Origin of the sequence: Sphingomonas glacialis, assembly GCF_006439055.1 — a bacterium.
GTDB classification, from domain to species: Bacteria; Pseudomonadota; Alphaproteobacteria; order Sphingomonadales; family Sphingomonadaceae; genus Sphingomonas; species Sphingomonas glacialis_A.
Map to the genome: position 1 here is coordinate 129,294 of NZ_RCZC01000003.1, position 22,557 is coordinate 151,850.

The 22,557-nt window shown below is 67.5% G+C and carries 22 protein-coding genes; 10 read left to right on the plus strand and 12 right to left on the minus strand.

From position 1 onward, the window contains the following. Positions 1–2: 2 nt before the first annotated feature. The 3 genes from EAH76_RS12375 to gltX all read right to left on the minus strand — a co-directional run bounded on the left by EAH76_RS12375 (position 3) and on the right by gltX (position 2,509). Positions 3–353, minus strand: a complete 351-nt coding sequence (locus EAH76_RS12375; protein WP_133191148.1) for a hypothetical protein — start codon at positions 351–353, stop codon at positions 3–5. A 60-nt stretch (positions 354–413) separates the two neighbouring features. Then, positions 414–1,082, minus strand: a complete 669-nt coding sequence (locus EAH76_RS12380) for an energy transducer TonB (RefSeq protein ID WP_140850587.1) — start codon at positions 1,080–1,082, stop codon at positions 414–416. 98 nt (positions 1,083–1,180) lie between these two features. Next, positions 1,181–2,509, minus strand: coding sequence for a glutamate--tRNA ligase (gene gltX, locus EAH76_RS12385; RefSeq protein ID WP_140850588.1), 1,329 nt, complete (start codon positions 2,507–2,509; stop codon positions 1,181–1,183). 190 nt (positions 2,510–2,699) lie between these two features. Between gltX and EAH76_RS12390 the strand changes: the two genes are divergently transcribed. Continuing rightward, positions 2,700–3,635, plus strand: a complete 936-nt coding sequence (locus EAH76_RS12390; RefSeq protein ID WP_133191154.1) for a ribose-phosphate pyrophosphokinase — start codon at positions 2,700–2,702, stop codon at positions 3,633–3,635. Position 3,636: 1 nt separating this feature from the next. Here EAH76_RS12390 and EAH76_RS12395 read toward each other — a convergent pair whose 3' ends face one another. Together EAH76_RS12395 and EAH76_RS12400 are read right to left on the minus strand one after the other, a co-directional pair. Further along, entirely contained in the window at positions 3,637–4,386 is a 750-nt protein-coding gene (locus EAH76_RS12395) for a sulfite exporter TauE/SafE family protein (protein WP_140850589.1), read from the minus strand. Continuing rightward, positions 4,383–4,901 carry a sterol desaturase family protein gene (locus EAH76_RS12400; RefSeq protein WP_140850590.1) on the minus strand — a complete coding sequence of 173 codons (519 nt, stop codon included), beginning with the start codon at positions 4,899–4,901 and terminating at the stop codon, positions 4,383–4,385. Before EAH76_RS12400 ends, EAH76_RS12395 begins: the two co-directional genes overlap by 4 nt. A gap of 121 nt (positions 4,902–5,022) precedes the next feature. On the opposite strand from EAH76_RS12400, the gene sucC reads away from it, so the two are divergent. From sucC to EAH76_RS12415, 3 genes are all read left to right on the plus strand, one after another. Next, positions 5,023–6,222: an ADP-forming succinate--CoA ligase subunit beta gene (gene sucC, locus EAH76_RS12405; RefSeq protein WP_140850591.1), complete on the plus strand. Its 1,200-nt coding sequence runs from the start codon at positions 5,023–5,025 to the stop codon at positions 6,220–6,222. Between the two features lie 200 nt (positions 6,223–6,422). Beyond that, a complete protein-coding gene (locus EAH76_RS12410; protein ID WP_140850592.1) occupies positions 6,423–7,169 on the plus strand; it encodes an electron transfer flavoprotein subunit beta/FixA family protein in 747 nt (248 codons plus the stop codon). Next, positions 7,166–8,095, plus strand: coding sequence for an electron transfer flavoprotein subunit alpha/FixB family protein (locus tag EAH76_RS12415; protein WP_140850593.1), 930 nt, complete (start codon positions 7,166–7,168; stop codon positions 8,093–8,095). Before EAH76_RS12410 ends, EAH76_RS12415 begins: the two co-directional genes overlap by 4 nt. Positions 8,096–8,194: 99 nt before the next feature. Here EAH76_RS12415 and EAH76_RS12420 read toward each other — a convergent pair whose 3' ends face one another. The 4 genes from EAH76_RS12420 to EAH76_RS12435 form a co-directional block, all read right to left on the minus strand. Then, positions 8,195–9,925: a sensor domain-containing diguanylate cyclase gene (locus EAH76_RS12420; protein ID WP_161989035.1), complete on the minus strand. Its 1,731-nt coding sequence runs from the start codon at positions 9,923–9,925 to the stop codon at positions 8,195–8,197. A gap of 111 nt (positions 9,926–10,036) precedes the next feature. Continuing rightward, the gene (locus EAH76_RS12425; protein WP_140850595.1) at positions 10,037–11,041 is read right to left on the minus strand and encodes a histone deacetylase family protein; all 1,005 of its coding nucleotides are present in this window, start codon (positions 11,039–11,041) and stop codon (positions 10,037–10,039) included. Beyond that, the gene (gene nhaA, locus EAH76_RS12430) at positions 11,034–12,254 is read right to left on the minus strand and encodes a Na+/H+ antiporter NhaA (protein WP_140850596.1); all 1,221 of its coding nucleotides are present in this window, start codon (positions 12,252–12,254) and stop codon (positions 11,034–11,036) included. Before nhaA ends, EAH76_RS12425 begins: the two co-directional genes overlap by 8 nt. Before the next feature lie 77 nt (positions 12,255–12,331). Next, the gene (locus EAH76_RS12435; protein WP_140850597.1) at positions 12,332–13,900 is read right to left on the minus strand and encodes a lysine--tRNA ligase; all 1,569 of its coding nucleotides are present in this window, start codon (positions 13,898–13,900) and stop codon (positions 12,332–12,334) included. Between the two features lie 54 nt (positions 13,901–13,954). On the opposite strand from EAH76_RS12435, the gene EAH76_RS12440 reads away from it, so the two are divergent. From EAH76_RS12440 to EAH76_RS12455, 4 genes are all read left to right on the plus strand, one after another. Beyond that, the gene (locus EAH76_RS12440; RefSeq protein ID WP_140850598.1) at positions 13,955–14,164 is read left to right on the plus strand and encodes a hypothetical protein; all 210 of its coding nucleotides are present in this window, start codon (positions 13,955–13,957) and stop codon (positions 14,162–14,164) included. Continuing rightward, entirely contained in the window at positions 14,098–14,526 is a 429-nt protein-coding gene (locus EAH76_RS12445; RefSeq protein ID WP_277754282.1) for a Uma2 family endonuclease, read from the plus strand. The genes EAH76_RS12440 and EAH76_RS12445 overlap by 67 nt, the downstream gene beginning before the upstream one ends. A gap of 198 nt (positions 14,527–14,724) precedes the next feature. Continuing rightward, complete coding sequence (locus EAH76_RS12450) at positions 14,725–17,448, plus strand: ATP-dependent DNA helicase (RefSeq protein WP_140850600.1); 2,724 nt, start codon at positions 14,725–14,727, stop codon at positions 17,446–17,448. An 11-nt stretch (positions 17,449–17,459) separates the two neighbouring features. After that, positions 17,460–18,008 carry a SixA phosphatase family protein gene (locus EAH76_RS12455; protein ID WP_140850601.1) on the plus strand — a complete coding sequence of 183 codons (549 nt, stop codon included), beginning with the start codon at positions 17,460–17,462 and terminating at the stop codon, positions 18,006–18,008. A gap of 3 nt (positions 18,009–18,011) precedes the next feature. On the opposite strand, the gene EAH76_RS12460 is transcribed toward EAH76_RS12455, so the two are convergent. Continuing rightward, positions 18,012–18,539, minus strand: coding sequence for a YceD family protein (locus EAH76_RS12460; protein WP_140850602.1), 528 nt, complete (start codon positions 18,537–18,539; stop codon positions 18,012–18,014). Beyond that, positions 18,536–19,045: a ubiquinol-cytochrome C chaperone family protein gene (locus EAH76_RS12465; RefSeq protein ID WP_140850603.1), complete on the minus strand. Its 510-nt coding sequence runs from the start codon at positions 19,043–19,045 to the stop codon at positions 18,536–18,538. The genes EAH76_RS12460 and EAH76_RS12465 overlap by 4 nt, the downstream gene beginning before the upstream one ends. Positions 19,046–19,156: 111 nt before the next feature. Here EAH76_RS12465 and EAH76_RS12470 point away from each other — a divergent pair, with 111 nt between their 5' ends. Together EAH76_RS12470 and EAH76_RS12475 are read left to right on the plus strand one after the other, a co-directional pair. Next, positions 19,157–19,660, plus strand: coding sequence for an outer membrane protein assembly factor BamE (locus tag EAH76_RS12470; protein ID WP_140850604.1), 504 nt, complete (start codon positions 19,157–19,159; stop codon positions 19,658–19,660). A gap of 128 nt (positions 19,661–19,788) precedes the next feature. Next, on the plus strand, positions 19,789–20,295 hold the full coding sequence (locus tag EAH76_RS12475) for an RcnB family protein (RefSeq protein ID WP_140850605.1): 507 nt from the start codon (positions 19,789–19,791) through the stop codon (positions 20,293–20,295). Between the two features lie 70 nt (positions 20,296–20,365). Here the strand turns inward: EAH76_RS12475 and pbpC are convergent, their stop codons facing one another. After that, on the minus strand, positions 20,366–22,483 hold the full coding sequence (gene pbpC, locus EAH76_RS12480; protein WP_431357987.1) for a penicillin-binding protein 1C: 2,118 nt from the start codon (positions 22,481–22,483) through the stop codon (positions 20,366–20,368). Positions 22,484–22,557: the final 74 nt, after the last annotated feature.

The following is a 22,557-nucleotide window of genomic DNA, read 5'->3' on the forward strand; positions in this document are numbered from 1 at the left end:
GCTCAGATCCCGTAGGCCTTGAGCCCGTCATTGACCTTCTTGAACTGCGCGCGGCGTTCGGCCTCGAGCCGCTTCAGCTCATTGGCCTGGCGCGTCTGCTCGACGCCGTCGATCTTCTGCTGCGCGATGATCTCGGCATCGGTGCGGTCGGCGCGCCATTGCTGCACATAGATGATGTCGCGGTGATACGGCTTGGGCGGGATCTTCGATTCGTAGATCACGCCGACGACCATCACATAGGTCAGCGCCAGCGCCAGCCCCATGAAGCCGAGCTGATGCGGCCGCCGCGTTACGATATAGGTGCGCATATCGCGCCAGGCGCGCAGCGGGGAAATGTAGCGCAGGAAATTCATGCGCAAGAGATAGGCGCGACGGGGAGGCGATGCCAGCCCTGCCGCGCCCACCCTCGCCGGCTATTCTTCGTCGAGCACGAAGCGGACCGCCATCGTCTGCCACGCCTCGATCGCGACGCCGTCGCGCGTCCCCGGGGTGAAGCGCCATTTCTCGAGCGCGCGCTTGCGCGTCGCCTCGAAGAAGGCCGGGCTCGCCGCGCTGACCTGCTCGACCTGCTTCACGCGCCCGTCGGTGCCGATCAGCACGCGCACCACGACCCGCCCCTCGCGCCCGGCGAGGCGCTCGTCGCTTGGATAGGTCGGCTGGAATCCACCGAGATAGCGCGAATCGAGTTTTGGGATGGTGATGACCGGCGCGGGCGGTTTGACGATCGTGCCGACATCACCCGTGCCGCCGGCGAAGGGTTGTAGCGGCGGCGGATCGACGTGCGTGGCGATCGGTCCGCTCGGGACGCCCGGTAGCACGGGCTTGGTCAGGTCGATCGATTCGGGCGGCGGCTTCAGTGGCTGCGCGGCGTGCTGGATCTGCGGCACCGGCTTCGGTTCGGGCTTGGGTGGGGGTGGCGGATCGAGCGGGATGTTGGTTGCGGTGATCGTCGGCACGATATCGCGCACGAAATGCGGCGCGGTCAGCGAAAGCCCGAACAGCAACACGCCGCCGGCGCCGAGCGCGAAGGCGACTCCGCCGGGGTTGAGACCATGGCGGTTGGCATAGCGATCTGCGTACATCGTCCCGTCTCCATCTGTGCCGTCCGAGTCTGCGCCGGACATGGAGAGGATGTTACATCATAACATTACGCGCGCAAGAGACATTATATCCTGTCGCCTCACTCGGGCGACAGGCGCGCGATCGCGCGTTCGCGGCCGATCAGCGGGAGCAACGCCTTCATGTCGGGACCATGCTCGCGCCCGGTCAGCGCCCGGCGCAAGGGCAGGAACAGCGCCTTGCCGCTGCGCCCGGTTTCAGCCTTCAGCGCAGCGGTCAGCGCGTGCCACGGGTCGCCCGCCCAATCGAGCGACTCGGCCGCCCGCGCGGCCGCCGCGAGGAAGTCGGCATCGGCGAGGTCGCGCTCGGCGACGATCGGGCCCTCGATCACGCCCCACCAGTCGGCCGCTTCGGCGATCGTCTGGAGATTGGGCCGCACCGCCGACCACTCCGCAGCGCCCATCCCGGCGGGAAGCCGGTCGGCGACATGCTCGAAATCGAGCTGGTGGACGATCTTCGCGTTCAACCCCGTAAGCTCAGCCTCGTCGAAGCGCGCCGGCGCGCGACCGAACTTGGCGAAATCGAAGCTCTCGACCAGCGCCTGCGTCTCGACCAGCGGCTCGACCGGCAAGCTCGTCCCGATCCGCGCGAGCAGCGCCCGCACCGCCTCGGGTTCGATCCCGACCTCACGGAAATGCGCGACGCCGAGCGACCCCAGCCGCTTCGACAATTTGCCCTCCGAGCCGACCAGCAGCGCCTCGTGCGCGAAAGCCGGCGGCGCCACTCCCATCGCGTCGAACATCTGCAACTGCAGCGCGGTGTTCGAAACATGGTCCTCGCCGCGCACGACATGCGTGATGCCCATCTCTGCGTCGTCGATCGCCGAGGGCAGCATATAGAGCCACGACCCGTCGGCGCGGCGAATGACGGGGTCGCTCATCGTCGCAGCATCGAATTTCTGCGGCCCGCGGATCAGATCGTCCCACACGATCGGCGCGGCATGATCGAGCTTGAAGCGCCAGTGCGGCTTGACGCCAGCCGCCTCGAAGCTCGCCCGCTCGGCGTCGCTCAGTGCGAGCGCGGCACGGTCATAGACCGGCGGCAGCCCGCGCCCGGCGGCGATCTTGCGCTTGAGGTCGAGCTCCTGCGCGGTCTCGTAGGCGGGGTAGACGCGGCCGGCGTCGCGCAACGCCGCAAAGCGCGCTTCGTAGAGCGCAAAGCGCGCCGACTGCCGCTCCTCCCCCGCAATCGTCAGCCCGAGCCAGGCAAGATCGGCGCGGATCGCGTCGACGAAGCGCTCTTCGCTGCGCTCGGCATCGGTATCGTCGATCCGCAGCCAGAATTCGCCGCCCTGCGCTTGCGCCCACAGCCAATTGTGGAGCGCGGTGCGGATGTTGCCGACATGCAGCATGCCGGTGGGCGAAGGGGCGAAGCGAGTGCGGATCGTCATGCGACGAGCGGTAGAGGACGCGGCGCCCCCTCGACAAGCCCGCGCGGCCAGGCCGCGATGTGCCCTACGGCATCCGTTTTTGGGCGCATCTGCGGGCCGCGCGGGGTATGGCACGCACTGCGGTCCCTTTCCCCAGGCGGAGGACGCTCCTAAGGAGGCTGCAAATCGGCAAGCGCAAGGGGCGGCCCATATGAAACTTCTCACCGGCAATTCGAACCTGCCGCTCGCGCGCGATGTCGCTGCCTACCTCCAATTGCCGCTGACCGACGCGCAGGTGCGCCGCTTCGCCGATGAGGAAATTTTCGTCGAAATCCAGGAGAATGTCCGCGGCGAGGACGTCTTCGTGCTGCAATCGACCGGCTACCCTGCGAACGACAATCTGATGGAGCTGCTGATCTGCATCGACGCGCTGAAACGCGCCTCGGCCAAGCGAATCACCGCGGTCATCCCCTATTTCGGCTATGCCCGGCAGGACCGCAAACCGGGGCCGCGCACGCCGATCTCGGCGAAACTCGTTGCCAATCTGATCACCGTTGCGGGCGCCGACCGCGTACTTTCGGTCGATCTGCATGCCGGGCAGATCCAGGGCTTCTTCGATATCCCCACCGACAATCTGTTCGCCGCACCCGTGATGTCGGCCGACATCCTCACGCGCTACGGCAACCGCAATCTGATGGTCGTGTCGCCCGACGTCGGCGGCGTGGTGCGCGCACGCGCGCTGGCCAAGCGGCTCAACAACGCGCCGCTCGCGATCGTCGACAAGCGCCGCGAGCGCGCGGGCGAATCCGAAGTGATGAACATCATCGGCGAGGTCGAAGGGCGCTTCTGCATCCTGATCGACGACATCGTCGATTCGGGCGGCACGCTCTGCAACGCCGCCGCCGCCCTCAAGCAGGCGGGCGCGGCAGGCGTCGCTGCCTACATCACGCACGGCGTGCTGTCGGGCGGCGCGGTGGCGCGAGTCGAAAGCTCGGCGCTCGAGGAACTGGTGATCACCGATTCGCTCGGCAGCCACGACATCGTCGCCTCGGCCAAGAAGATTCGCCATCTGACGATCGCGCCGTTGCTCGCCGAGGCGATTCGCCGGATCGCCGACGAATCTTCGGTTTCGTCGCTGTTCGACTAAATCAGGCGAGCGCGTCCCAGATCAGCTTGACGCCGACCAGCACCATCAGGGTGTAGATCGCGGTGTAGAATCGCTCGGGCGAGACCCGTCGCACCAGCCAGACGCCGGCAAAGGTCGATGCGATCGCCACGGGCAGCAGCAGCGCCGCGACGCCGAGCGTGTCGCGGTCGAACTGGCCGAGCGCCCAATAGGCCGGGACCTTCGCCCAATTGACCGCGGCAAAGAAGATCGCGGTCGTGCCGACGAGCACGTCGCGCGGCAGCCGGCGCGGCAGGACATAGACCTGGAACGGCGGCTGTCCGGCATGCGCGATCTGGCTGGTGAAGCCCGAGGCGATACCGAGCAGCGATCCCACCCAGCCCGGCGCCTGCGCCGCGACCGCGACCGTTCCGCGCCGCTCGCTCCACAGCCGGTAGAGCCCGAACAGCACCGAGATCGCGCCGACCAAAGCGAGCACCGCCGCGGTCGAGACCTGCGCCGCGAACAGATAGCCGAGCACGATACCGACCCCCGCGCCCGGCAGCATCCAGCCGAGGATCGCCGCATCCCAATCGCGCCGGAACGCCCAGACGCCGACGACATCCTGCACGATCAGGATCGGCAGCAGGATCGCGGCGGCCCGCACCGGCGAGATGGCGAGCGCAAGCATCGGCAGCGCCAAGGCGCCAAGTCCCGCAAAGCCGCCCTTCGAGAGGCCGAGCAGAACCACCGCCGGCACCGCCAGCGCGTAGAAAAGCAGCGGCTCGTTCAATCCGGGATGAGGCTGGTCTGCCCGACGGGAGCGCGGACGCCAGCGCGCTTGCGGCGCTTGAGCTCGGCCTTCAGATCTTCGGGCTTGGGCGCGACGAGGAAGCCGAAGCTGACCGTGCCATCCTTGGTTTCCACCACGTGATGCAGCCGATGCGCCTGGATGATTCGCTTCATATAGGCCGACTTGGGCAGATAGCGCGTCGGGATGCGGCGATGGACGATGACGTCGTGAAAGCCGAAATAGATCGCGCCATAGGCCGCGATGCCGGCGCCGATCCAGGTAAAGCCCTGCCACCAGCCGAGCTGGACGCCGAACACCAGCATGGTGATCGACGGCAAGGCGAAGATCACCGCATACAGGTCGTTAAGCTCCCAATTGCCGGTGCGCGGGCGGTGATGGCTCTCGTGCAGGAACCAGCCGAATCCGTGCATCACCCAGCGGTGCGCAGCATAAGCGAACAGCTCCATCCCAGCGACGGTGGCAAGAAAGAGCAACAGACCGGAGATCAGCGACATGCACGGGATATAGCGCGCCACGCGGCCGATAGCGAGTGTTCGCAACTGCGAAGGGGTGGATTCGCGCTCCCGTGTGTGCTTAAGCCCCCCGCAAACCCGACCCTTGGAAAGGCACGCGCTCATGAACATCCACGAATATCAGGCCAAGGAACTCCTGGCGAAATTCGGCGTGCCCGTTCCCGCGGGCTTCGCCGCTCTGTCGGTCGAGGAAGCGGTTGCAGCATCGGAAAAGCTCCCCGGGCCGCTTTATGTCGTCAAGGCGCAGATTCACGCGGGCGGCCGCGGCAAGGGCAAGTTCAAGGAACTCGGCCCCGACGCGAAGGGCGGCGTCCGCCTCGCCAAGACCGCTGACGAAGTCCGGGCCGCCGCAACCGACATGCTCGGCAACACGCTGGTGACGATCCAGACCGGCGACGCGGGCAAGCAGGTCAACCGCCTCTACGTCACCGACGGCGTCGACATCGCCAAGGAATTCTACCTCGCGCTGCTCGTCAACCGCGCCACCGGCCGCGTGTCGATGGTCGCCTCGACCGAGGGCGGCATGGACATCGAGACCGTCGCGCACGACACGCCCGAGAAGATCCACAGCATCGACATCGACCAGGCGACCGGCTTCCAGCCGCATCACGGCCGTTCGGTCGCAGCCGCACTCGAGCTCAAGGGCGATCTCGCCAAGCAGGCGTCGTTCGTCGCATCCAAGCTGTACGATGCCTTCATGGGCACCGATGCCGAGCAGATCGAAATCAACCCGCTCGCCGTCACCGAAGACGGCAAGCTGATGGTACTCGACGCCAAGGTCGGCTTCGATAACAACGCCTTGTTCCGCCACAAGGATCTCATGGAACTGCGCGACGAGACCGAGGAAGATCCCTCCGAGCTCGAAGCCTCGAAGTACGACCTGGCCTACATCAAGCTCGACGGCGACATCGGCTGCATGGTCAACGGCGCCGGCCTCGCCATGGCGACGATGGACATCATCAAGCTCAACGGCATGTTCCCGGCCAACTTCCTCGACGTCGGCGGCGGCGCGAACAAGGAGAAGGTGACGGCCGCGTTCAAGCTGATCCTCGCCGATCCGAACGTGAAGGGCATCCTGGTCAACATCTTCGGCGGCATCATGAAGTGCGACATCATCGCCGAAGGCATCGTTGCCGCGGCGAAGGAAGTGAACCTCTCGGTCCCGCTGGTCGTCCGCCTCGAGGGCACCAATGTCGAAGCCGGCAAGGCTATCCTCGCCAATTCGGGTCTCGCGATCGTCCCCGCCAACGATCTCGGCGATGCCGCCAAGAAGATCGTCGCCGAGGTGCAGAAGGCCGCGTGATCGCGCCACGCCCCTGATTCGACCCAGGAAAGGGCCCGGACGGAAACGCCCGGGCCCTTTTGCGTTGGTACTATATTCGAGTCGCGCACGGTGCCGCTACGGCAACCGCGGCTGACATACCGGACTTGCGAAAACCGCGCGAAACCGCCATTTGAGGCGCCGATGCTGTCGAGCAAGAGAGAGTCTTGGAAGGAACCCCGATGAGAGTGCTGGTCCCCGTCAAGCGCGTGCTTGATTACAATGTGAAGCCTCGTGTGAAGGCGGATGGAAGCGGGGTCGATCTCGCCAACGTCAAGATGAGCATGAACCCGTTCGACGAGATCGCGGTTGAAGAAGCGATCCGCTTGAAGGACAAGGGTGTCACCGAGATCGTCGTCGTCTCGATCGGCGAGCAGAAGTCGCAAGAAACGCTGCGCACCGCGCTCGCGATGGGCGCCGACCGCGCGATCCTGATCGTCTCGGAGACCAAGGTCGAGCCACTCGGCGTCGCCAAGTTGCTCGCCAAGATCGTTGAGGAAGAAAAGCCCGACTTGGTCATCCTCGGCAAGCAGGCGATCGACGACGACAACAACCAGACCGGCCAGATGCTGGCAGGCCTGCTCGGCGTCGGCCAGGCGACCTTTGCCTCGAAGGTTGAACTGACCGCCGACAGCGTCACCGTGACTCGGGAAGTCGATGGCGGCTCGGAGACCGAGACGCTCACGCTCCCCGCGATCATCACCGTCGACCTGCGCCTCAACGAGCCGCGCTACGCCTCGCTGCCCAACATCATGAAGGCGAAGTCGAAGCCGATGGCGCAGAAGACCGCCGCGGATTACGGTGTCGACGTCACGCCGCGCCTTACCACGCTGAAAGTGGTCGAGCCCGCCAAGCGTTCGGCCGGCATCAAGGTCGCCGACGTCGATGAACTCGTCAACAAGCTCAAGTCGATGGGAGTCGCAAAGTGAAGACGCTCGTTTGGGTCGAACATGATGGCGCTTCCGTCAAGGACGCCACCCTCTCCACCGTCACCGCGGCGTCGAAGCTCGGTGAAGTCCATCTGCTGGTCGCTGGCCAGGGCGTTGGCGCGGTCGCCGAGGCGGCCGCCAAGCTCGCCGGCGTCGGCAAGGTCCATGTCGCCGACGACGCGGCCTATGCGCACGCGCTGGCCGAGAATGTCGCGCCGCTCGTCGTCAAGCTGATGGAATCGCACGACGCGTTCCTCGTGCCCGCGACGACCAACGGCAAGAACATCGCGCCGCGCGTCGCCGCACTGCTCGACGTGATGCAGATCTCCGACATCCTCTCGGTCGAGAGCGAAGACACCTTCACGCGCCCGATCTACGCCGGCAACGCGATCGCAACGGTCCAGACCAAGGATGCCAAGAAGGTCATCTCGGTCCGCGGCACCGCGTTCGAGAAGGTCGCCACCGAAGGCGGTACGGGCACGATCGAAGCGGTCGAGGGTACCGGTGACGCCGGCGTGTCGACCTATGTCGGCTCGGAAATCGCCGCTTCGGAGCGGCCTGAGCTGACCTCGGCCAAGATCATCGTCTCGGGCGGTCGCGCGCTCGGATCGAGCGAGCAGTTCCATGCTTTGATCGATCCGCTCGCCGACAAGCTCGGCGCCGGCGTCGGCGCATCGCGCGCCGCGGTCGATGCGGGTTATGCGCCGAACGACTATCAGGTCGGCCAGACCGGCAAGATCGTCGCCCCCGAAGTCTATGTCGCGGTCGGCATTTCGGGTGCGATCCAGCATCTTGCGGGGATGAAGGACTCGAAGGTCATCATCGCGATCAACAAGGACGAAGACGCGCCGATCTTCCAGGTCGCGGACTACGGCCTGGTCGGTGACCTGTTCAAGCTGGTGCCCGAGCTGACCGAGAAGCTCTGAGCGCCGATCGGACGAAAGCCGTTTCGCACACACAGAGGGGCGGCGCGATCGGATCGCGCCCGGATCGCGCCGCCCCTTTCGTTTGCGCCGCGCGCTTGCTCAGCTGGCGAGTTCGAGCCGGTTCCGCCCGGCATGCTTGGCGCGGTACAATGCCTCGTCGGCATGGCGAAGCACATGCTGGCGCGAGCGCCCGGCGCGGATCGGCGCCAATCCGCCGCTGAAGGTAAAGCGCACCTCGTCGCCAAAACCGGTCGCAACCGACAGATCGGCGATTTCGCGCCGCAGTCGCTCGCAGATCGCCTTGGCTTCCAGAACGTCGGCATTCCAGATGATCAGGCCGAACTCCTCTCCGCCCAATCGGGCGATGAGGTCGTCGGCACGCAGCGAACGCCGCGCGACGTCGGCGAAGGCGCACAGCACCGTATCGCCCGCCGCATGGCCGTGGAGATCGTTGACGCGCTTGAAGAAATCGAGATCGAGCACTGCGCACACGCCGATCCCACGCCCGGCGGCGACGTCGGCGAGGCGTTGATCGAGTGCGACATCGAAGGCCCGGCGGTTGACGATCCCCGTCAGCGGATCGGTCTGCGCGGCCTGCGACAGTTCGTCGCGCAATTGCTTGTGCCGCGAGATGTCGCGAATCACGCTGACGGTGCCGACGACGCTGCCATCCTCGTCGGTGACCGCGCGCGTATGGCTCTCGCACCACAGCATCGATCCGTCGGCCTTTAGCCCGCAATATTCGACCATGAAGGTTGCGCCTGGGTTCGACAGCGCATCGCGGTGGGTCTTGGTCACGACCGGAAGATCGTCGGGGCGCACCAGCGTGCCCGCCTTGACGCCGATCAGCGCCGTCGGGTGATAGCCCGCGAGCGGCAGGATCGAGGCGGACGCATAATCGATCTCGCCCGCGACGGTCTGCGTCAGGATAACATCGGTCGATCCGTCGGCGATCAGGCGATAGCGCGCCTCGCTCGCGCGCAAGGCGACCATCAGCCGTTTGCGCTGGTTGAGCTCGGCGGCGATCAGCAGGGTCATCACGACCGCGGTCGCGAGATAGAATTGCAGGAACAGCACGCGTTCGTGCGTTGCCCCGCTGATCATCCGCACCGGGCCGTTTCCGCCGATCGTGAACGCCGCGCCGATCGTCGCGAGGATCACGATCGTGATCGCGCCGCCGATCCGGCCGAAGCGGAAGGCTGCGATCATCAACGGCAGCAGCGGCACGAACAGCAGCGGAAAGGTCGTCTGCCCAAAGACCAGACGCGTCACCACGATCGTCGCCAGGATCAGCCCCACCCCCTCGAGCTTGCGTGCCCAGCGCATCCGCGCGATTCCTGCGAACATCTCGCCGTTGAGGGCCAGGAGCGCCACCGGCGCCAGCGTGAGGTTGCCGAGCGCGTGACCGAGATACCAGCTGAGCCAGTTGCTGGCGAAGCCGGTCGGCGTCGCGAGCGCGATCGTCGCCGCGCCGCCGATTCCCGAGACCGCGGGCGCAATCCCCCCTGCGACGGCGATGAAGACCATTACACCGCGCAGCGAGCCGAGATCGGCCCCGCTGCCGCCGCCGCGGCGCATCAGCCACGCCGCGAGGATCGCTTCACCGATCGTGCAGAGCGTAACGAGCGGGGCATAGCCGAAGCCAATGCCGAACAGTCCGGTCGCGACGATCCCCCCGATCATCGCGGCGCTGGTTGGCCAGAGCCACGCGCGCGCGGGCCGCAGCACCAACTCGACGATCAGGATGGCGGTTGCGAACCACAAGCATGCCGGGCCGCCGCCGAAGCGCGTAAAGCGGATCGCCACGGCAGACGCAGCGAAAACAAGCAAGCCAATCAATACCGCCCGAAGGACAGATCGCGACGAGTACAAAACGCGAAACACGGCTAACATAGGTCAAGCCTACGCGCTGGCAGCGGAATAAGACACTGGCAATCGTGCCTAAAATCCGGTGAGCAAGCTCCGGACATTGGCACCGAGCGCGTCGATCGCATAGCCGCCTTCCATCGCGACGACGCACGGCCAGCCGCACGCGGCGATGTCGCGCGCGAGCACGGCGTAATCGGCAGTGGTCAAGGCGAAGTGCGAGATTGGATCGCCTTCCCACGTATCGGCGCCGAAGCTGAGGACGAGCAGATCGGGCGCGAAGTGCGCGATCGCGTCGAGCGCCACTGCTTGCGCGCGCCGAAACGGATCGCGCGTCGTGCCGTGCGGCAGCGGCAAGTTGAGCGTGGTGCCGCGCCCCTCCCCGTCGCCAATCTCGTCGGCATGCCCCCAGTAGAACGGATAGTCGGTAGCGGGATCGGCGTGGAGGCTGGCGTAGAAGACGTCGCCGCGCTCCCAGAAGATATCCTGCGTGCCGTTGCCGTGGTGATAATCGATATCGAGGATCGCGACGCGCCGCACTCCGGCATTGCGCGCGGCCTGCGCGGCGATCGCCGCGGTGTTGAGGTAGCAATAGCCGCCATAATAGTCCGCCCCGGCATGGTGGCCCGGTGGGCGGCACAAGGCGAAGGCGGCACGATCGCCCTCTAACACGGCATGGGTCGCGGCGAGCACGCTCTGCGCGCTCCAATAGGCGGCGTCCCAGGTCTGCGCGGTGAGCGGGGTCGAGGCGTCGAAACTGTAGCGCCCGATCTGCCCGTCGATCCGATCGAGCTTGAGCGCGCGCCGGCCGACGATCGGCCAGACATAGCCCATCGCGTCGCCGGGCCGCCCCGCAGCTGCCCAGCGCGCGGGGGCCTCGCGCAGGAAGGCGAGATAGTCGGCGGTGTGGACCGCTTCGATCGCGGCCATGCCGTGGTCGCCTGGAGCCTCGGCCCCGCCGATCGCCGCGGCGATCTGCTGCGCGCGCGACGGTGTCTCGGCATAGGCGGTGAAGCCGCCATTGTGCAGTTCACGCGTCGGCGCATGGCCAAGCTGCGCGGGCGAGAAGAAGTTACGCATGCGTCCTCCGTACCGGCCAATAGCGCAGGATGAGGAAGCCCGCGATAGCCGAGACGATCGACCCGGCGAGGACGCCGATCTTCACTTCATCCTGCAGATGTGGACTGTCCGGGAAGCCGAGCCCGCCGATGAACAGGCTCATCGTGAAGCCGATGCCGGCGATCAGGGCGACGCCGTAGAGCTGGATCCAGCGCATGCCCTTGGGGCGGTGCGCGATCCCGAACCGCTCCGCGAGCGCGACGCCGCCCATGATCCCGGCCTGCTTGCCGAGGAACAGCCCGCCCGCGATGCCGAGCACGAGCGGATCGCCGAGCGTGGCAAGGCTCATGCCGCCAAGCGACACGCCAGCATTGGCGAGCGCGAACAGCGGCACGATGCCGAACGCGACCCATGGGCTCAGCGCATGTTCGAGCCGGTGGAGCGGCGAATGCACGTCATCGGGCGCGCCGGGCGATCGCGAGATCGGGATCATCGTCGCGGCGAGCACGCCGGCGATCGTCGCATGGACCCCCGACAGCAGGATCAGCCACCAGAGCGCGGCAAAAGCGATCAGATACGGCCACAACGCCCAGACGCGGCGCTGCTTCAGCGTGAACATCAACAGCAACACGCCGACCGAGCCGCCGAGCGCGATCCAGTCGATGCCGTTGCTGTAGGCGAGCGCGATGATCGCCACCGCGCCGCAATCGTCGACGATCGCGACCGTCGTCAGGAACAGCTTCAGCGCTGGCGGGACGCGGCTGCCGAGCAGGGCAAGCACCCCGATCGCAAAGGCGATGTCGGTCGCGGCCGGAATCGCCCAGCCGGGCTGCAACTCCGCCGCGCCGCCGGTGATCGCGAGATAGACCAGAGCGGGCACCGCCATCCCGGCGGCGGCGGCGATGATCGGCAGACGGCGGCGCGCCGGGCTCGCCAACTGCCCGTCGATCAGCTCGCGCTTGATCTCGAGCCCTACGAGCAGGAAGAACACCGCCATCAGGCCGTCATTGATCCACAGATGGACCGTCATTGGGCCGATCGCCGGCGCAAGCGTCGGGCCGGTCGCGTGGTGGAGCAGCGCGAAATAGGAGTCGGCGAGCGGAGAATTGGCGAGGATGAGCGCCAGGGCGGCGGTCGCCATCAAGACGATCCCACCCGCCGCCTCCTGATGCAGGAAGGTGCGGAGCGCCGACCGCACGGAGCGGAACGGCGCAGAGGCTTTGCGCTTGGTCATCGCGCCACCCTATCGCCGCGACGCACAAAGACCAGCGGGATCGGCCTGCGCCGACCCCACATGGCGGCACCGGGCGCCTAGCGCGCGAGCGCCTCGGCGATCAGCTTGCGCGAATTCTCGACCCCGTAGAGCGCGATGAAGCTCCCCATCCGCGGTCCCTGGCTCGATCCGAGCAGCGTCTCGTACAGCGCGCCGAACCAGGCGCGCAGCGGATCGAAGCCGCCTTCGTTGCCGATCGCATAGACGATGTTCTGCAGATCGACCGCCGAGCTGTCGGCCGGCGCGGCGGCGAGTTCGCGGTCGAGCCGTTCGAGTGCTGCGACCTCGATCCCCTCGGGCTTGCGGCGCTGGAGCGTTGGCGCGACATAATCGCGGTTATAGGCAAGGGCATGGCCGATCAGCGCGTCGAGCTCGGGGGTGATGGCACCCTCGACATAATTGCTGAGATAGCCGTGCACCTGCTCCGCCGTCGCGCCCGCACCGAGCACCCCGACGAGATTGAGCAGCAGCCCGAAGGTGACCGGCGGGTTCGTCCCCGGCACGGCGCCGTCGTGGATGTGGTGCACCGGATTGCCGAGCTTCTGCTCGACCGGCTGCGCGGCGTAGCTCGCGCGGAACTGGAAATAATCGTCCACCGCGCGCGGGATGACGCCGATATGCAGCTGCTTGGCCTTCTTGGGTTCGCGATAGGCGAAGAAGGACAGGCTTTCCTGCGTCCCATAGTCCAGCCACTGCTCGAGCGTCAGGCCATTGCCCTTCGACTTGGAGATCTTCTCGCCCTTTTCATCGAGGAACATCTCGTAGATCAGCCCCTCGGGCGGGCGACCGCCGAGCACGCGCGCGATCTTGCCCGACTGCACGCCGCTGTCGATCAGATCCTTGCCGTACATCTCGTAATCGACGCCCAATGCGACCCAGCGCATCGCCCAGTCGACCTTCCACTGCAGCTTGGCCTGGCCGCCGAGCACCGACTGGACCAGCACCTCGCCGTCGCTGTCGGTGAAGCGGATCGTGCCCTCCTCGACATTGACGACTTCGACCGGGACCTGGAGCACCACCCCGGTCTTGGGGCTGATCGGCAGGATCGGCGAATAGGTGGCCGCACGCTCCTTGCGCAGCGTCGGCAGCATCACGCCCATGATCCCAGCGTAATGGCGCAACACGCCCTTCAACGCATCGTCGAACACGCCGGCTTCATATTGCGAGGCCGACGAGATGAATTCGTACTCGAACCCGAAGCGATCGAGGAAATCGCGCAGCATCGCATTGTTGTGTGCAGCGAAGCTCTCGAACTTCTCGAACGGATCCGGAATCCGGCTGAGCGGCTTGCCGAGATGTTCGGTCAGCATCGCCTGGTTGGGGACGTTGTCGGGCACCTTGCGCAGGCCGTCCATGTCGTCGCTGAACTCGATCAGCCGCGTCGGCGCGTCGGACAGCGTCTGGAAGGCGTGGCGCACCATCGTCGTGCGCAGCACTTCGTTGAACGTGCCGATATGCGGCAGGCCCGAGGGACCATAGCCCGTTTCGAAGATGACGGGCGCGTTGCCAGGCTTGCCGTCGGGATAGCGCTTGAGCAGCTTGCGCGCTTCCTCATAGGGCCAGGCCTTGGAGTCGAATGCGGCGGTGCGGAGGGCTGTGTCGGTCATGATGCCCCGCGTTTGACGCTTTAGTGCGGGAAGCGCAAATGCTATGGTCGCACCATGAACATGCCGCCGTCCCTGACCGAGCCGCATCGCCTGAAGCTCCGCATCGAGGATTTTACCATCCTGGATCGCGCGGGCGTGTTTGACGCGTACGGCAAGGTCGAATTGATCGACGGGGTGATCGAGGTCATGAACGCGGAATTCCGGCGGCACAATCATATCAAGAACGACCTGACCTATCGTCTGCGGAGTGCGCTACTGCGTTAGGCTCGCCGTATAAGGCGTTTTGCGAAGCATCGCTCGCGCTGTCGGAACACAGCCTGTTGCAGCCCGATGTCATCGTCGCGATCGGCGGCACGGACTCGCGCTATTATGAGATCGACGACCTTGCGATCGTCATCGAGGTGGCCGACAGCACAGCTGCGCGCGATCTCGGCCTGAAGTGCGCGATGTATGCGGCGCAGGCCGTGTCCGAATACTGGGTCGTGGCCTTGCCGACCGGCGAGGTGCACCAGTTCTGGGAGCCGGGAGTGGACGGCTTCGCCGCGCGACGCACGGTGCCGTTCGAGGGCGAACTGACCAGTGCAACCATGCCGGAGCTGACGATCGACGGACGCGGCATACTCTAAATACTCTAACGGCTTTCCTTCACGCGCTTCCCCTGGCGAAGGCTGGGGCCCAAGCGTGGAATGGTTGCAAGACGGCGTTGCGATAGAAGACCGAGATATTCGCTCCTGGGCCCCGGCCTTCGCTGGGAAGCGCGAAGGATCTGGCAAACCCGCCCCTCCATCGTTGCCATTCCGTTCCAGCCACGCGATATACCCAGCGTGACCGCGCTCCCCTATCCCGCGCTCCATGCGAGCCACAGCGGCATCTGGATCGCCGATGCCGAAGGCACGCGGCCGATCGGGCGCGGCGAGGCGATCCGCATTGTTGCCGATACCCCCGTCATCCTGCTCAATGCCGCCTTGATCGGGCAGCGGCTCGGCTATGCCGACCTGTCGGGGCTCGACCTGCTCGAACTGTTCGCCTTCCTCTGCCCGGCGCGCTTCATGGTGCCGACACCGCGCGGCCTCGCGCGGGTCGCCGGCCTGGAAGCGCCGAGCGAGGACGGTGAGATTGCCGCCTTCCTGCGCGAGGCGGCGGTGGCGCTGCTCGGCATGACCGAGCCGGGCGCCGACTGGCCCGAGCGCGAAGGCGCGTGGACCGCTGCGCAATCGCTGTTCAAGCTGCGCTGGACCTGGGCGCCGATCCTCGCACAGCGGCTCAAGACGCCCGACGTCGCTGAACGCTGGCTGTTCTCGAAGCTCGGCGAATGGTCCGAAGGTGCTCCCCGCCCACAACCGCGCACCGTCACGCTCGACGCCGACGAGACGCAGGCGCGGCTCGCCCACCTCACCGGCAGCGCCGCCGAGCAACGCTCGGGGCAACGCGCCTATGCCCAGGCGGCGCGCGAGGCGTTCGGCCCGCGCATGGCGCAGGGCGCGCCCAACATGGTGCTCGCTGAAGCCGGCACGGGGATCGGCAAGACGCTCGGCTATCTCGCGCCCGCCTCGCTCTGGGCCGAGAAGGCCGATGGCGCGGTGTGGGTGTCGACCTTCACCAAGGCGCTACAACGGCAATTGGGGCATGAAAGCGCCCGGCTCTTCCCCGACGCCGCGACGCGCCGCGCGAAAGTCGTCACGCGCAAGGGTCGCGAGAATTACCTCTGTCTGCTCAATCTCGAGGATGCGCTGCAGGGCGGATTCGCCGGCCGCGCGGCGATCCTCGCGCAGCTCGTCGCGCGCTGGGCGGCCTATAGCGCCGACGGCGACATGGTCGGCGGCGATCTGCCCGGCTGGCTCCCCACGCTGTTCCGCCGCAACGGTGCGACCGCGTTGACCGACCGGCGCGGCGAGTGCGTCTATGCCGGCTGCCCGCATTACCGAAAGTGCTTCATCGAAAAGGCGGCGCGCGCGAGTGCCGACGCAGATCTCGTCATTGCCAACCATGCGCTGGTGATGGTCAACGCGGCGCGCGGCCGCGAATCCACGACGCGCCCGACCCGCTATGTGTTCGACGAGGGGCATCATCTGTTCGATGCCGCCGATGCGATGTTCTCGACCGCGCTGACCGGCTCCGAGACGATCGAGCTCCGCCGCTGGGTGCTCGGCCCCGAATCGGGCGGGCGCGGGCGGCGGCGGGGCTTGGCCGCGCGGCTGTCCGACGTGGCGAGCTATGACGAAGGCGGGGCGCGCGCGATCGCCGATGCGGTGGCGGCGGCGCAGGGGCTGGCGAGCGACGGCTGGCTCCAGCGGATCGGCGAAGGCGCGCCGTTCGGTCCGGTCGAGACGTTGCTCGCCGCTGTGCGCGGCCTCACCTACGCCCGCGCCGAGGCGGAAGGCGACGCGGGCTATGCGCTCGAGACCGAACTCGCCGAGCCCGACCCCGGGCTGATCGAAGCGGCCGGCCCCGCCGCGCACGCGCTCGACGCGCTCGTCCGGCCGCTCGTCGCACTCGGACGCCGGCTCGAGGCAGTGCTCGAGGAAGGGCCCGACTGGATGGACGGCCAGGCGCGCGCGCGGATCGAAGGCGCGGTCGCCTCGCTCGGCTGGCGCGCCGAGACGGTCGCGGCCTGGCTGTCGCTGCTCGCGCGGATCGGCGGGCCGGCCTCGCCCGATTTCGTCGATTGGCTCGCGGTCGACCGCGTCGAGGGCCGTGAATACGATATCGGGCTGCACCGCCACTGGCTCGACCCGACCCGCCCGTTCGCCGAGACCGTGCTCAAACAGGCGCACGGCGTACTCGTCACCTCGGCGACGCTGCGCGGCGGCGGGGCCGATGGCGAGGAAGGCTGGGGCGTCGCTGAGGCGCGTACCGGCGCCAACCATCTGCTGCGCGGCGCGAGCCGCTTCGCGGCGACCTCGCCGTTCAATTATGCCGACCAGGCCGAGGTGCTGATCGTCACCGACGTCAAGCGCGGCGACATGGGCGCGCTCGCCAACGCCTATGCGCGCCTGGCCGTCGCGAGCCGCGGCGGGATGCTCGGGCTGTTCACCGCGATCCGACGCCTGCGCGGCGTCCATGCGCGGATCGCCGATCGTCTCGCGCGCGAGGGGCTTCCGCTCTACGCGCAGCATGTCGACCCGATCGACACCGGCACGCTAGTCGATATCTTCCGCGACGATCCGGCGGCGTCATTGCTCGGCACCGATGCCTTGCGCGACGGCGTCGATGTCCCCGGCCGCTCGCTCCGCCTCGTTGTGCTCGAAGGCGTGCCCTGGCCCAAGCCGACCGTGCTCCACGCCGCGCGCCGTCTCGCCGGCGGCGGCAGCGCGTATGACGATCGCATCGTCCGCGCCCGCATGGCGCAGGCGTTCGGCCGGCTGATCCGCCGTGCCGACGATCATGGCGCGTTCGTCCTCTTGTCGGCAGCGATGCCGTCGCGCCTGCTCACCGCCTTCCCGCCGGGGGTGAAGATCACGCGCTGCACGCTCGACGAAGCGGTCGCGCGTGCGGGAGCGCTTCCCTCTGGGCTGCAAACGGGGCATGAGGCACGCGAACCCGCCTGACGGAGACTCGCATGACCGCCGGCACCAAGACGCTGACGCTGCTCCGCCACGCCAAATCGGGCTGGGACGACCCCGCGCTGCGCGATTACGATCGCGGGCTCAACGCCAAGGGCAAGCGCGCCGCGGCGCTGATCGGCGGCCAGCTTCGCAAGACGCCCGACGCGTTCGACCATGTCGTCGCCTCGCCCGCAGTGCGCGTCGTCGAGACGCTCGAACAGGTCGAGGTCGGCTATGGCCGCACGCTTGCACCACGCTTCGACCGGCGGATCTACCTCGCCTCGGCCGTGACCTTGCTCGATATCGTCCACGAAACCCCCGCCGAGGCGACGCATATCCTGCTCGTCGGGCACAATCCTGGGCTCGAGGATCTGGCGATGCTGCTCGTCCCAGCATCGGACGAGCCGCTGCGCGTCGCACTCGAGGCGAAATATCCGACCGCGACGATCGCGGAGCTCAGCTTCGAGGGCGCATGGGGCGATCTCGCGGCCGGTAGCGCACGGCTCACCCGCTTCGTCCGCCCGCGCGATCTCGACCCCGCGCTCGGCCCCGACGAGGACTGAGCCTCACACCTTCCCGAGCAGCCCCTTCAACCCCGCCAGCGCGCCGGCGGGCTTGGCCTCTTCCTCGCTGATTACCCCTGCCGCGCGCAATGCCGCCGCGGCATTGGGGCCGCGCGGGAACGGATCGAGCGCGAGCGCCATCGTTTCCGCTGCCGCCTCGCCGAGATCGATCGCCGCGCCGTCATACGGCATCGTGTCGAGCGCATCGAGATCGAGCTCGATCTCCTCCTCGGCGGCGGCTTCCTGTTCGGTGACGAAGCGCAAAGCGACCTCTTCCGACACCGTTTGCGGCAACGGCTCGTCGGTCACCGAACAGGCCTGAACGACCGCCGCGCTCACTGCGCCGCGCGCGACCACGCCGGCGGCATCGCGCTTGACGCGGAAGGTCGCCTCGAGCCGGTCAATCGAGACCAGCCCGAAGCGTGTGGCGAGCGCCGCGCGTTCGGCCTCGCCCGCGACGATCGCGATGCTGCGCTCGCCCTCGCCTATCGTGTCGATCCGCTCCAGCCGTGAAAATTCAGGCGTGCTCATGCAATATCTCCTGCGATCACCGACTCGGTCGGTCGTGCCGCCAGCGCGTCGCGCAGCGCGAACAAGGCGGCTTCGGTATGTGCGATCGCGGCGGCATCGGGCAGGCCGCTGCGGTACAGGTTGCGCGCGAGCGCCTGGTTCAGGTCGCCCGCGGCCAGCCCGTCGCGATACGCGCCGAGGCGCCCGCCGAGCATCCCCATCATCTTGCCGATATGCTTGCCGACGCCGATGTCGCCGATTCCGCTCTCGCGCAATTGCCCGTCCATGTCGGTGACGAAGCGCTCGGTCAGCCGCGCGCTTGCCGGGCCGGCCTCAGGAACGTCCTCGAGCCGCAGCAGTACGAGCGACATCACCGCCGCGACCATGTCGAAACGGCCGTCGAGCGTATCGGGGACGCCGCCCGATTCATACCAATGCGGCGCCCGTGCGATCTCGATCACGCGGGTGTAGAGCAGCAATGCGGTGTCGTCGGGCGCACCCCCCAGCAGCTTCGAAAACCAGCCCAAAAGTCTCGTGTCCCTTCGCGCCCTTGTTTGGCCGCCTTTCCCGGCATATTGAGGCTTCGTGTCCGCGGGTGCAATGCGTCGTGGCCAGCTTTGGTGCCTTGGAGAGTGTTGATGAGCCTTAAGTCCGTCCGCCAGTTGACGGCTGCCGCCCTCCTCGCATCGTGCGTGTTCGGGGCGAGCGCCTGCGTGCCGCTCAAATCGCACCAGGGCTATGTCATCGATGCCGATCTCGTGAACTCGGTCCAGGCCGGGACCGATACGCGCCAGTCGGTGCTCGCGACGCTCGGCAAGCCGACCTTCACCTCCGACTTCAACCAGGGTGACTGGTATTATGTTTCGCGCGAGACGCGGAACTACGCGTACAACAACCCGCATGTCCGCGAGCAGACGACGCTGCGCATCAGCTTCGACGAAAAGGGCAATGTCAGCGCGGTGCGCCGCTCGGGCGTCGAGCAGGTCGCGTCGATCAGCCCGTCGGGCAAGACCACGCCGACGCTCGGCAAGAAGCGCAGCTTCTTCGACGAACTGTTCGGCAATATCGGTACGGTCGGCGCAGTCGGCGGCGGCGGCCAGGGCGGCCAGAGCAACACCGGCGGCGGTCGCGACACGCCGTAACCCCCCTTTTCGCGACAGCCGTTCCTGACGGATTGCTGACAAACGCATTCGCATTGCGTTCAGTGGCGGGGTGCGAAATCCTCTTCATGGCCTGGCCGCTCTTTGGCTGGCTGGAGATGGAGGATACAGTGCGTAAGCTGATTTTGACCGCCCTGATGGCGGCGACCTTGGTTCCCGTCGCGGCGAGTGCGCAGTCGAACGACGAGCTGCGGCGCGACCGCCGCGACATCCGCCAGGAGCAGCGCGATCTGCAGGACGCGCGGATGCGCGGCGACCGCCGCGACATTCGCGACCAGCGCGAGGACGTCCGCGACGCGCGCCAGGAATATCGCGAGGATCTGCGCGATCGCGACCGCGCCTGGGGCCGCGATGATTGGCGCGGCTGGCGCGACCGCAACCCGAACTTCTATGCCCGCGGCAATTGGAACGCACCGTTCCGCTACACCGCGTTCCGCCCGGGCCTGCGCATCGCGCCGAACTATTATGGCGGGCGCTACATCATCTCGGATCCGTGGCGCTATCGCCTGCCCCGCCCCGGCTTCGGCCAGCAATGGACGCGGCACTATAACGACGTGATCCTTGTCGATACGCGGCGCGGCTATGTCGTCCAGGTGATCCGCGGCTTCTACCGCTAAGACTGTTCGTCACGGGCGGCGGCCGTCTCCGAAAGGGGGCGGCCGTCGCTTTTTTAGCGGCCCTCGCTTTTCATCGGATGGTGAAGAGCACCTGATCGACCACACGCCCGGCGACATCGGTCAGCCGCAGCCGGTGGCGACCCGGCCCGGCGATGATCTGCGGCTGCGAATCGGCCGCCCCGAGATCGGTCTTGTCGAGCCACAGCCGATGCGCCGTCACCGCGCCCGACACGTCGACCGAGAGGCGTTGCCGGTCGGGCGGAATGTCGGGGTCGATCGCATAGACGCTGCCCGACACCGGATTGGTGATCCGCGGGCGGCGCGACTCGGCGGGGGCGACCGCGATCTGCGTCTGGCCGGTGCCGGCGAGGAAATATTCGGTGCGCGGCTGTTCGATCGCGTTCGCGAAGGTGATCGCGCGCGCTTCGATCCCCGCCGGACGCGGGGGCGGGCTGCCGCGCGTGTCGGCGTTGAGCGCGAGCATGATGTCGCGCCACACCGGTGCTGCGCCGCTCACGCCCGAGACGGCGCGCATCGAATCGCCCTCGAGATTCCCGACCCACACGGCGACCGTATATTTCTGCGTGAAGCCGATGCACCAATTGTCGCGCAGCGCCTTGCTCGTGCCCGTCTTCACCGCCGCCCAGAAGGGCAGGTGCAGCGCCGAATCGAGCCCGAAGGTCACCGCGCGCGCATTCGAATCGGCCATCATGTCGGCGACGAGCCACGCCGCCTGCGGTGTCGTGATCGCGTGCGGCGACTCGCGGGGCGAATCGAGTGTCAGCCGCAGTGGCGACCAGCGGCCGGCTTGCTCGAGGCTGCGATAGGCGGCGGCCTGTTCGAGCAGGGTCACTTCCGCCGAGCCAAGCGCGAGCGAGAAGCCGTAATAATCGCCATCCTCGACCAGCCCGCGATATCCCGTATCCCACAACCGGTCGCGAAACGCCTCGACCCCGACGAGCAGCAGCGTGCGCACCGCGGGCACGTTGAGCGACCCTGCCAGCGCCGCGCGCGCCGACACCGGCCCCTTGAAGCCGCGATCGTAATTCTGCGGGACGTACAGCCCCGAGGCGGTGTCGAGCTGGACCGGCGAATCGTCGAGGATCGAGGCGGGGGTGAGATAGCCCTTCTCGATCGCTTGCGCGTAGAGGAAGGGTTTGAGCGTCGATCCGGCCTGGCGATAGCTGTTCGCGCCGTCGACCGCGGGCGCAGTCGACGCGCCGCCGATCCCGCCGACATAGGCGAGCACATCGCCGCTTTCATTGTCGATCACCACCGCAGCGCCGTCGCGCGCGCGCGCGCCGCCGAGGCCCTGCAGCTGGCGTTTGAGCGCGACGATCGCGAGGCTCTGGATGCGGCGGTCGAGCGTGGTGGTGACCTTGAGGCCGGGCTTGGTCAGCAAGCGGTCGGAAAGATGCGGCGCAAGGCCGGGGTCTAGCTGCAGGCTGCGCGCCGGACCGAGCATCGACGCCGCCTCACCCGCAAAGCGCGCGCAATCGCGCTCGTGGCTGACCGCGCAGGCGCGCCGCCCGACGCTGGCGGGGTCGGCCTGTGGATCGGGGAGGAGCGCTGCGAGCAACAGCGCATCGTCGCGCGCGAGCGCGTCAGGGGTCTTGCCGAACAGCCCGAGCGCGGCCGCGCCGATCCCCTGCGCCTCGCCGCGGAAGCCCGCGAGGTTGAGATAGGCCTCGAGAATCTCGTCCTTCGACCAATGTGATTCGAGCGCCCAGGCGGCGCGCATCTGGCGGAGCTTGTCCCAGACGTGGCGCTGGCCCGGCACGGCAAGATCAGGCGCGAGAAAGCCGGCGACCTGCATCGACAGCGTGCTCGCGCCGCGTGCGCGCGTTCCCTGCGCGCGGTCGCGCGCGACGCCGAGCAAGGCGAGCCAGTCGACGCCGCCATGATGGAAGAAGCGGCGGTCCTCGACGCCGACGATCGTGTCGCGCGTGACCGGCGAGACGTGGGGCAGCGGTGTCCAGGCGAGCCGTCGCGCCGCGAAATTGACGCGTGCGCTGTCGATCAGCACGCCGTCCCGGTCGTAGAGCCACGCCTCGGACGGACGCCACGCCGCGCGGACATGCGCATAGCCGGGCAGCGGCGGGGGAAGCGTGGCGTAATCGATCGCGACGAAGGCGAGGAGCGCCAGCGCCAGCGCCGAAACCGTCATCCCCTGCCGGGTGCGCAGCATCGCCCAGGTCGCCGCGGTTCTCCCGCGGATGCTGGAATCCCACGCATCGAAGCGCCGCGCCCAGTCGCCTGGCC

Excerpts from the sequence above, each read along its gene's own strand:
- EAH76_RS12380 (WP_140850587.1), bottom strand. The coding sequence starts at position 1,082 with ATGTACGCAGATCGCTATGCCAACCGCCATGGTCTCAACCCCGGCGGA.
- EAH76_RS12435 (WP_140850597.1), bottom strand. The coding sequence starts at position 13,900 with ATGACCGACACAGCCCTCCGCACCGCCGCATTCGACTCCAAGGCCTGG.
- EAH76_RS12410 (WP_140850592.1), top strand. The coding sequence starts at position 6,423 with ATGAGAGTGCTGGTCCCCGTCAAGCGCGTGCTTGATTACAATGTGAAG.
- gltX (WP_140850588.1), bottom strand. The coding sequence starts at position 2,509 with ATGACGATCCGCACTCGCTTCGCCCCTTCGCCCACCGGCATGCTGCAT.
- EAH76_RS12440 (WP_140850598.1), top strand. The coding sequence starts at position 13,955 with ATGAACATGCCGCCGTCCCTGACCGAGCCGCATCGCCTGAAGCTCCGC.
- EAH76_RS12460 (WP_140850602.1), bottom strand. The coding sequence starts at position 18,539 with ATGAGCACGCCTGAATTTTCACGGCTGGAGCGGATCGACACGATAGGC.
- pbpC (WP_431357987.1), bottom strand. The coding sequence starts at position 22,483 with ATGCTGCGCACCCGGCAGGGGATGACGGTTTCGGCGCTGGCGCTGGCG.
- EAH76_RS12400 (WP_140850590.1), bottom strand. The coding sequence starts at position 4,901 with ATGTCGCTGATCTCCGGTCTGTTGCTCTTTCTTGCCACCGTCGCTGGG.
- nhaA (WP_140850596.1), bottom strand. The coding sequence starts at position 12,254 with ATGACCAAGCGCAAAGCCTCTGCGCCGTTCCGCTCCGTGCGGTCGGCG.
- EAH76_RS12425 (WP_140850595.1), bottom strand. The coding sequence starts at position 11,041 with ATGCGTAACTTCTTCTCGCCCGCGCAGCTTGGCCATGCGCCGACGCGT.
- sucC (WP_140850591.1), top strand. The coding sequence starts at position 5,023 with ATGAACATCCACGAATATCAGGCCAAGGAACTCCTGGCGAAATTCGGC.
- EAH76_RS12470 (WP_140850604.1), top strand. The coding sequence starts at position 19,157 with ATGAGCCTTAAGTCCGTCCGCCAGTTGACGGCTGCCGCCCTCCTCGCA.
- EAH76_RS12390 (WP_133191154.1), top strand. The coding sequence starts at position 2,700 with ATGAAACTTCTCACCGGCAATTCGAACCTGCCGCTCGCGCGCGATGTC.
- EAH76_RS12455 (WP_140850601.1), top strand. The coding sequence starts at position 17,460 with ATGACCGCCGGCACCAAGACGCTGACGCTGCTCCGCCACGCCAAATCG.
- EAH76_RS12375 (WP_133191148.1), bottom strand. The coding sequence starts at position 353 with ATGAATTTCCTGCGCTACATTTCCCCGCTGCGCGCCTGGCGCGATATG.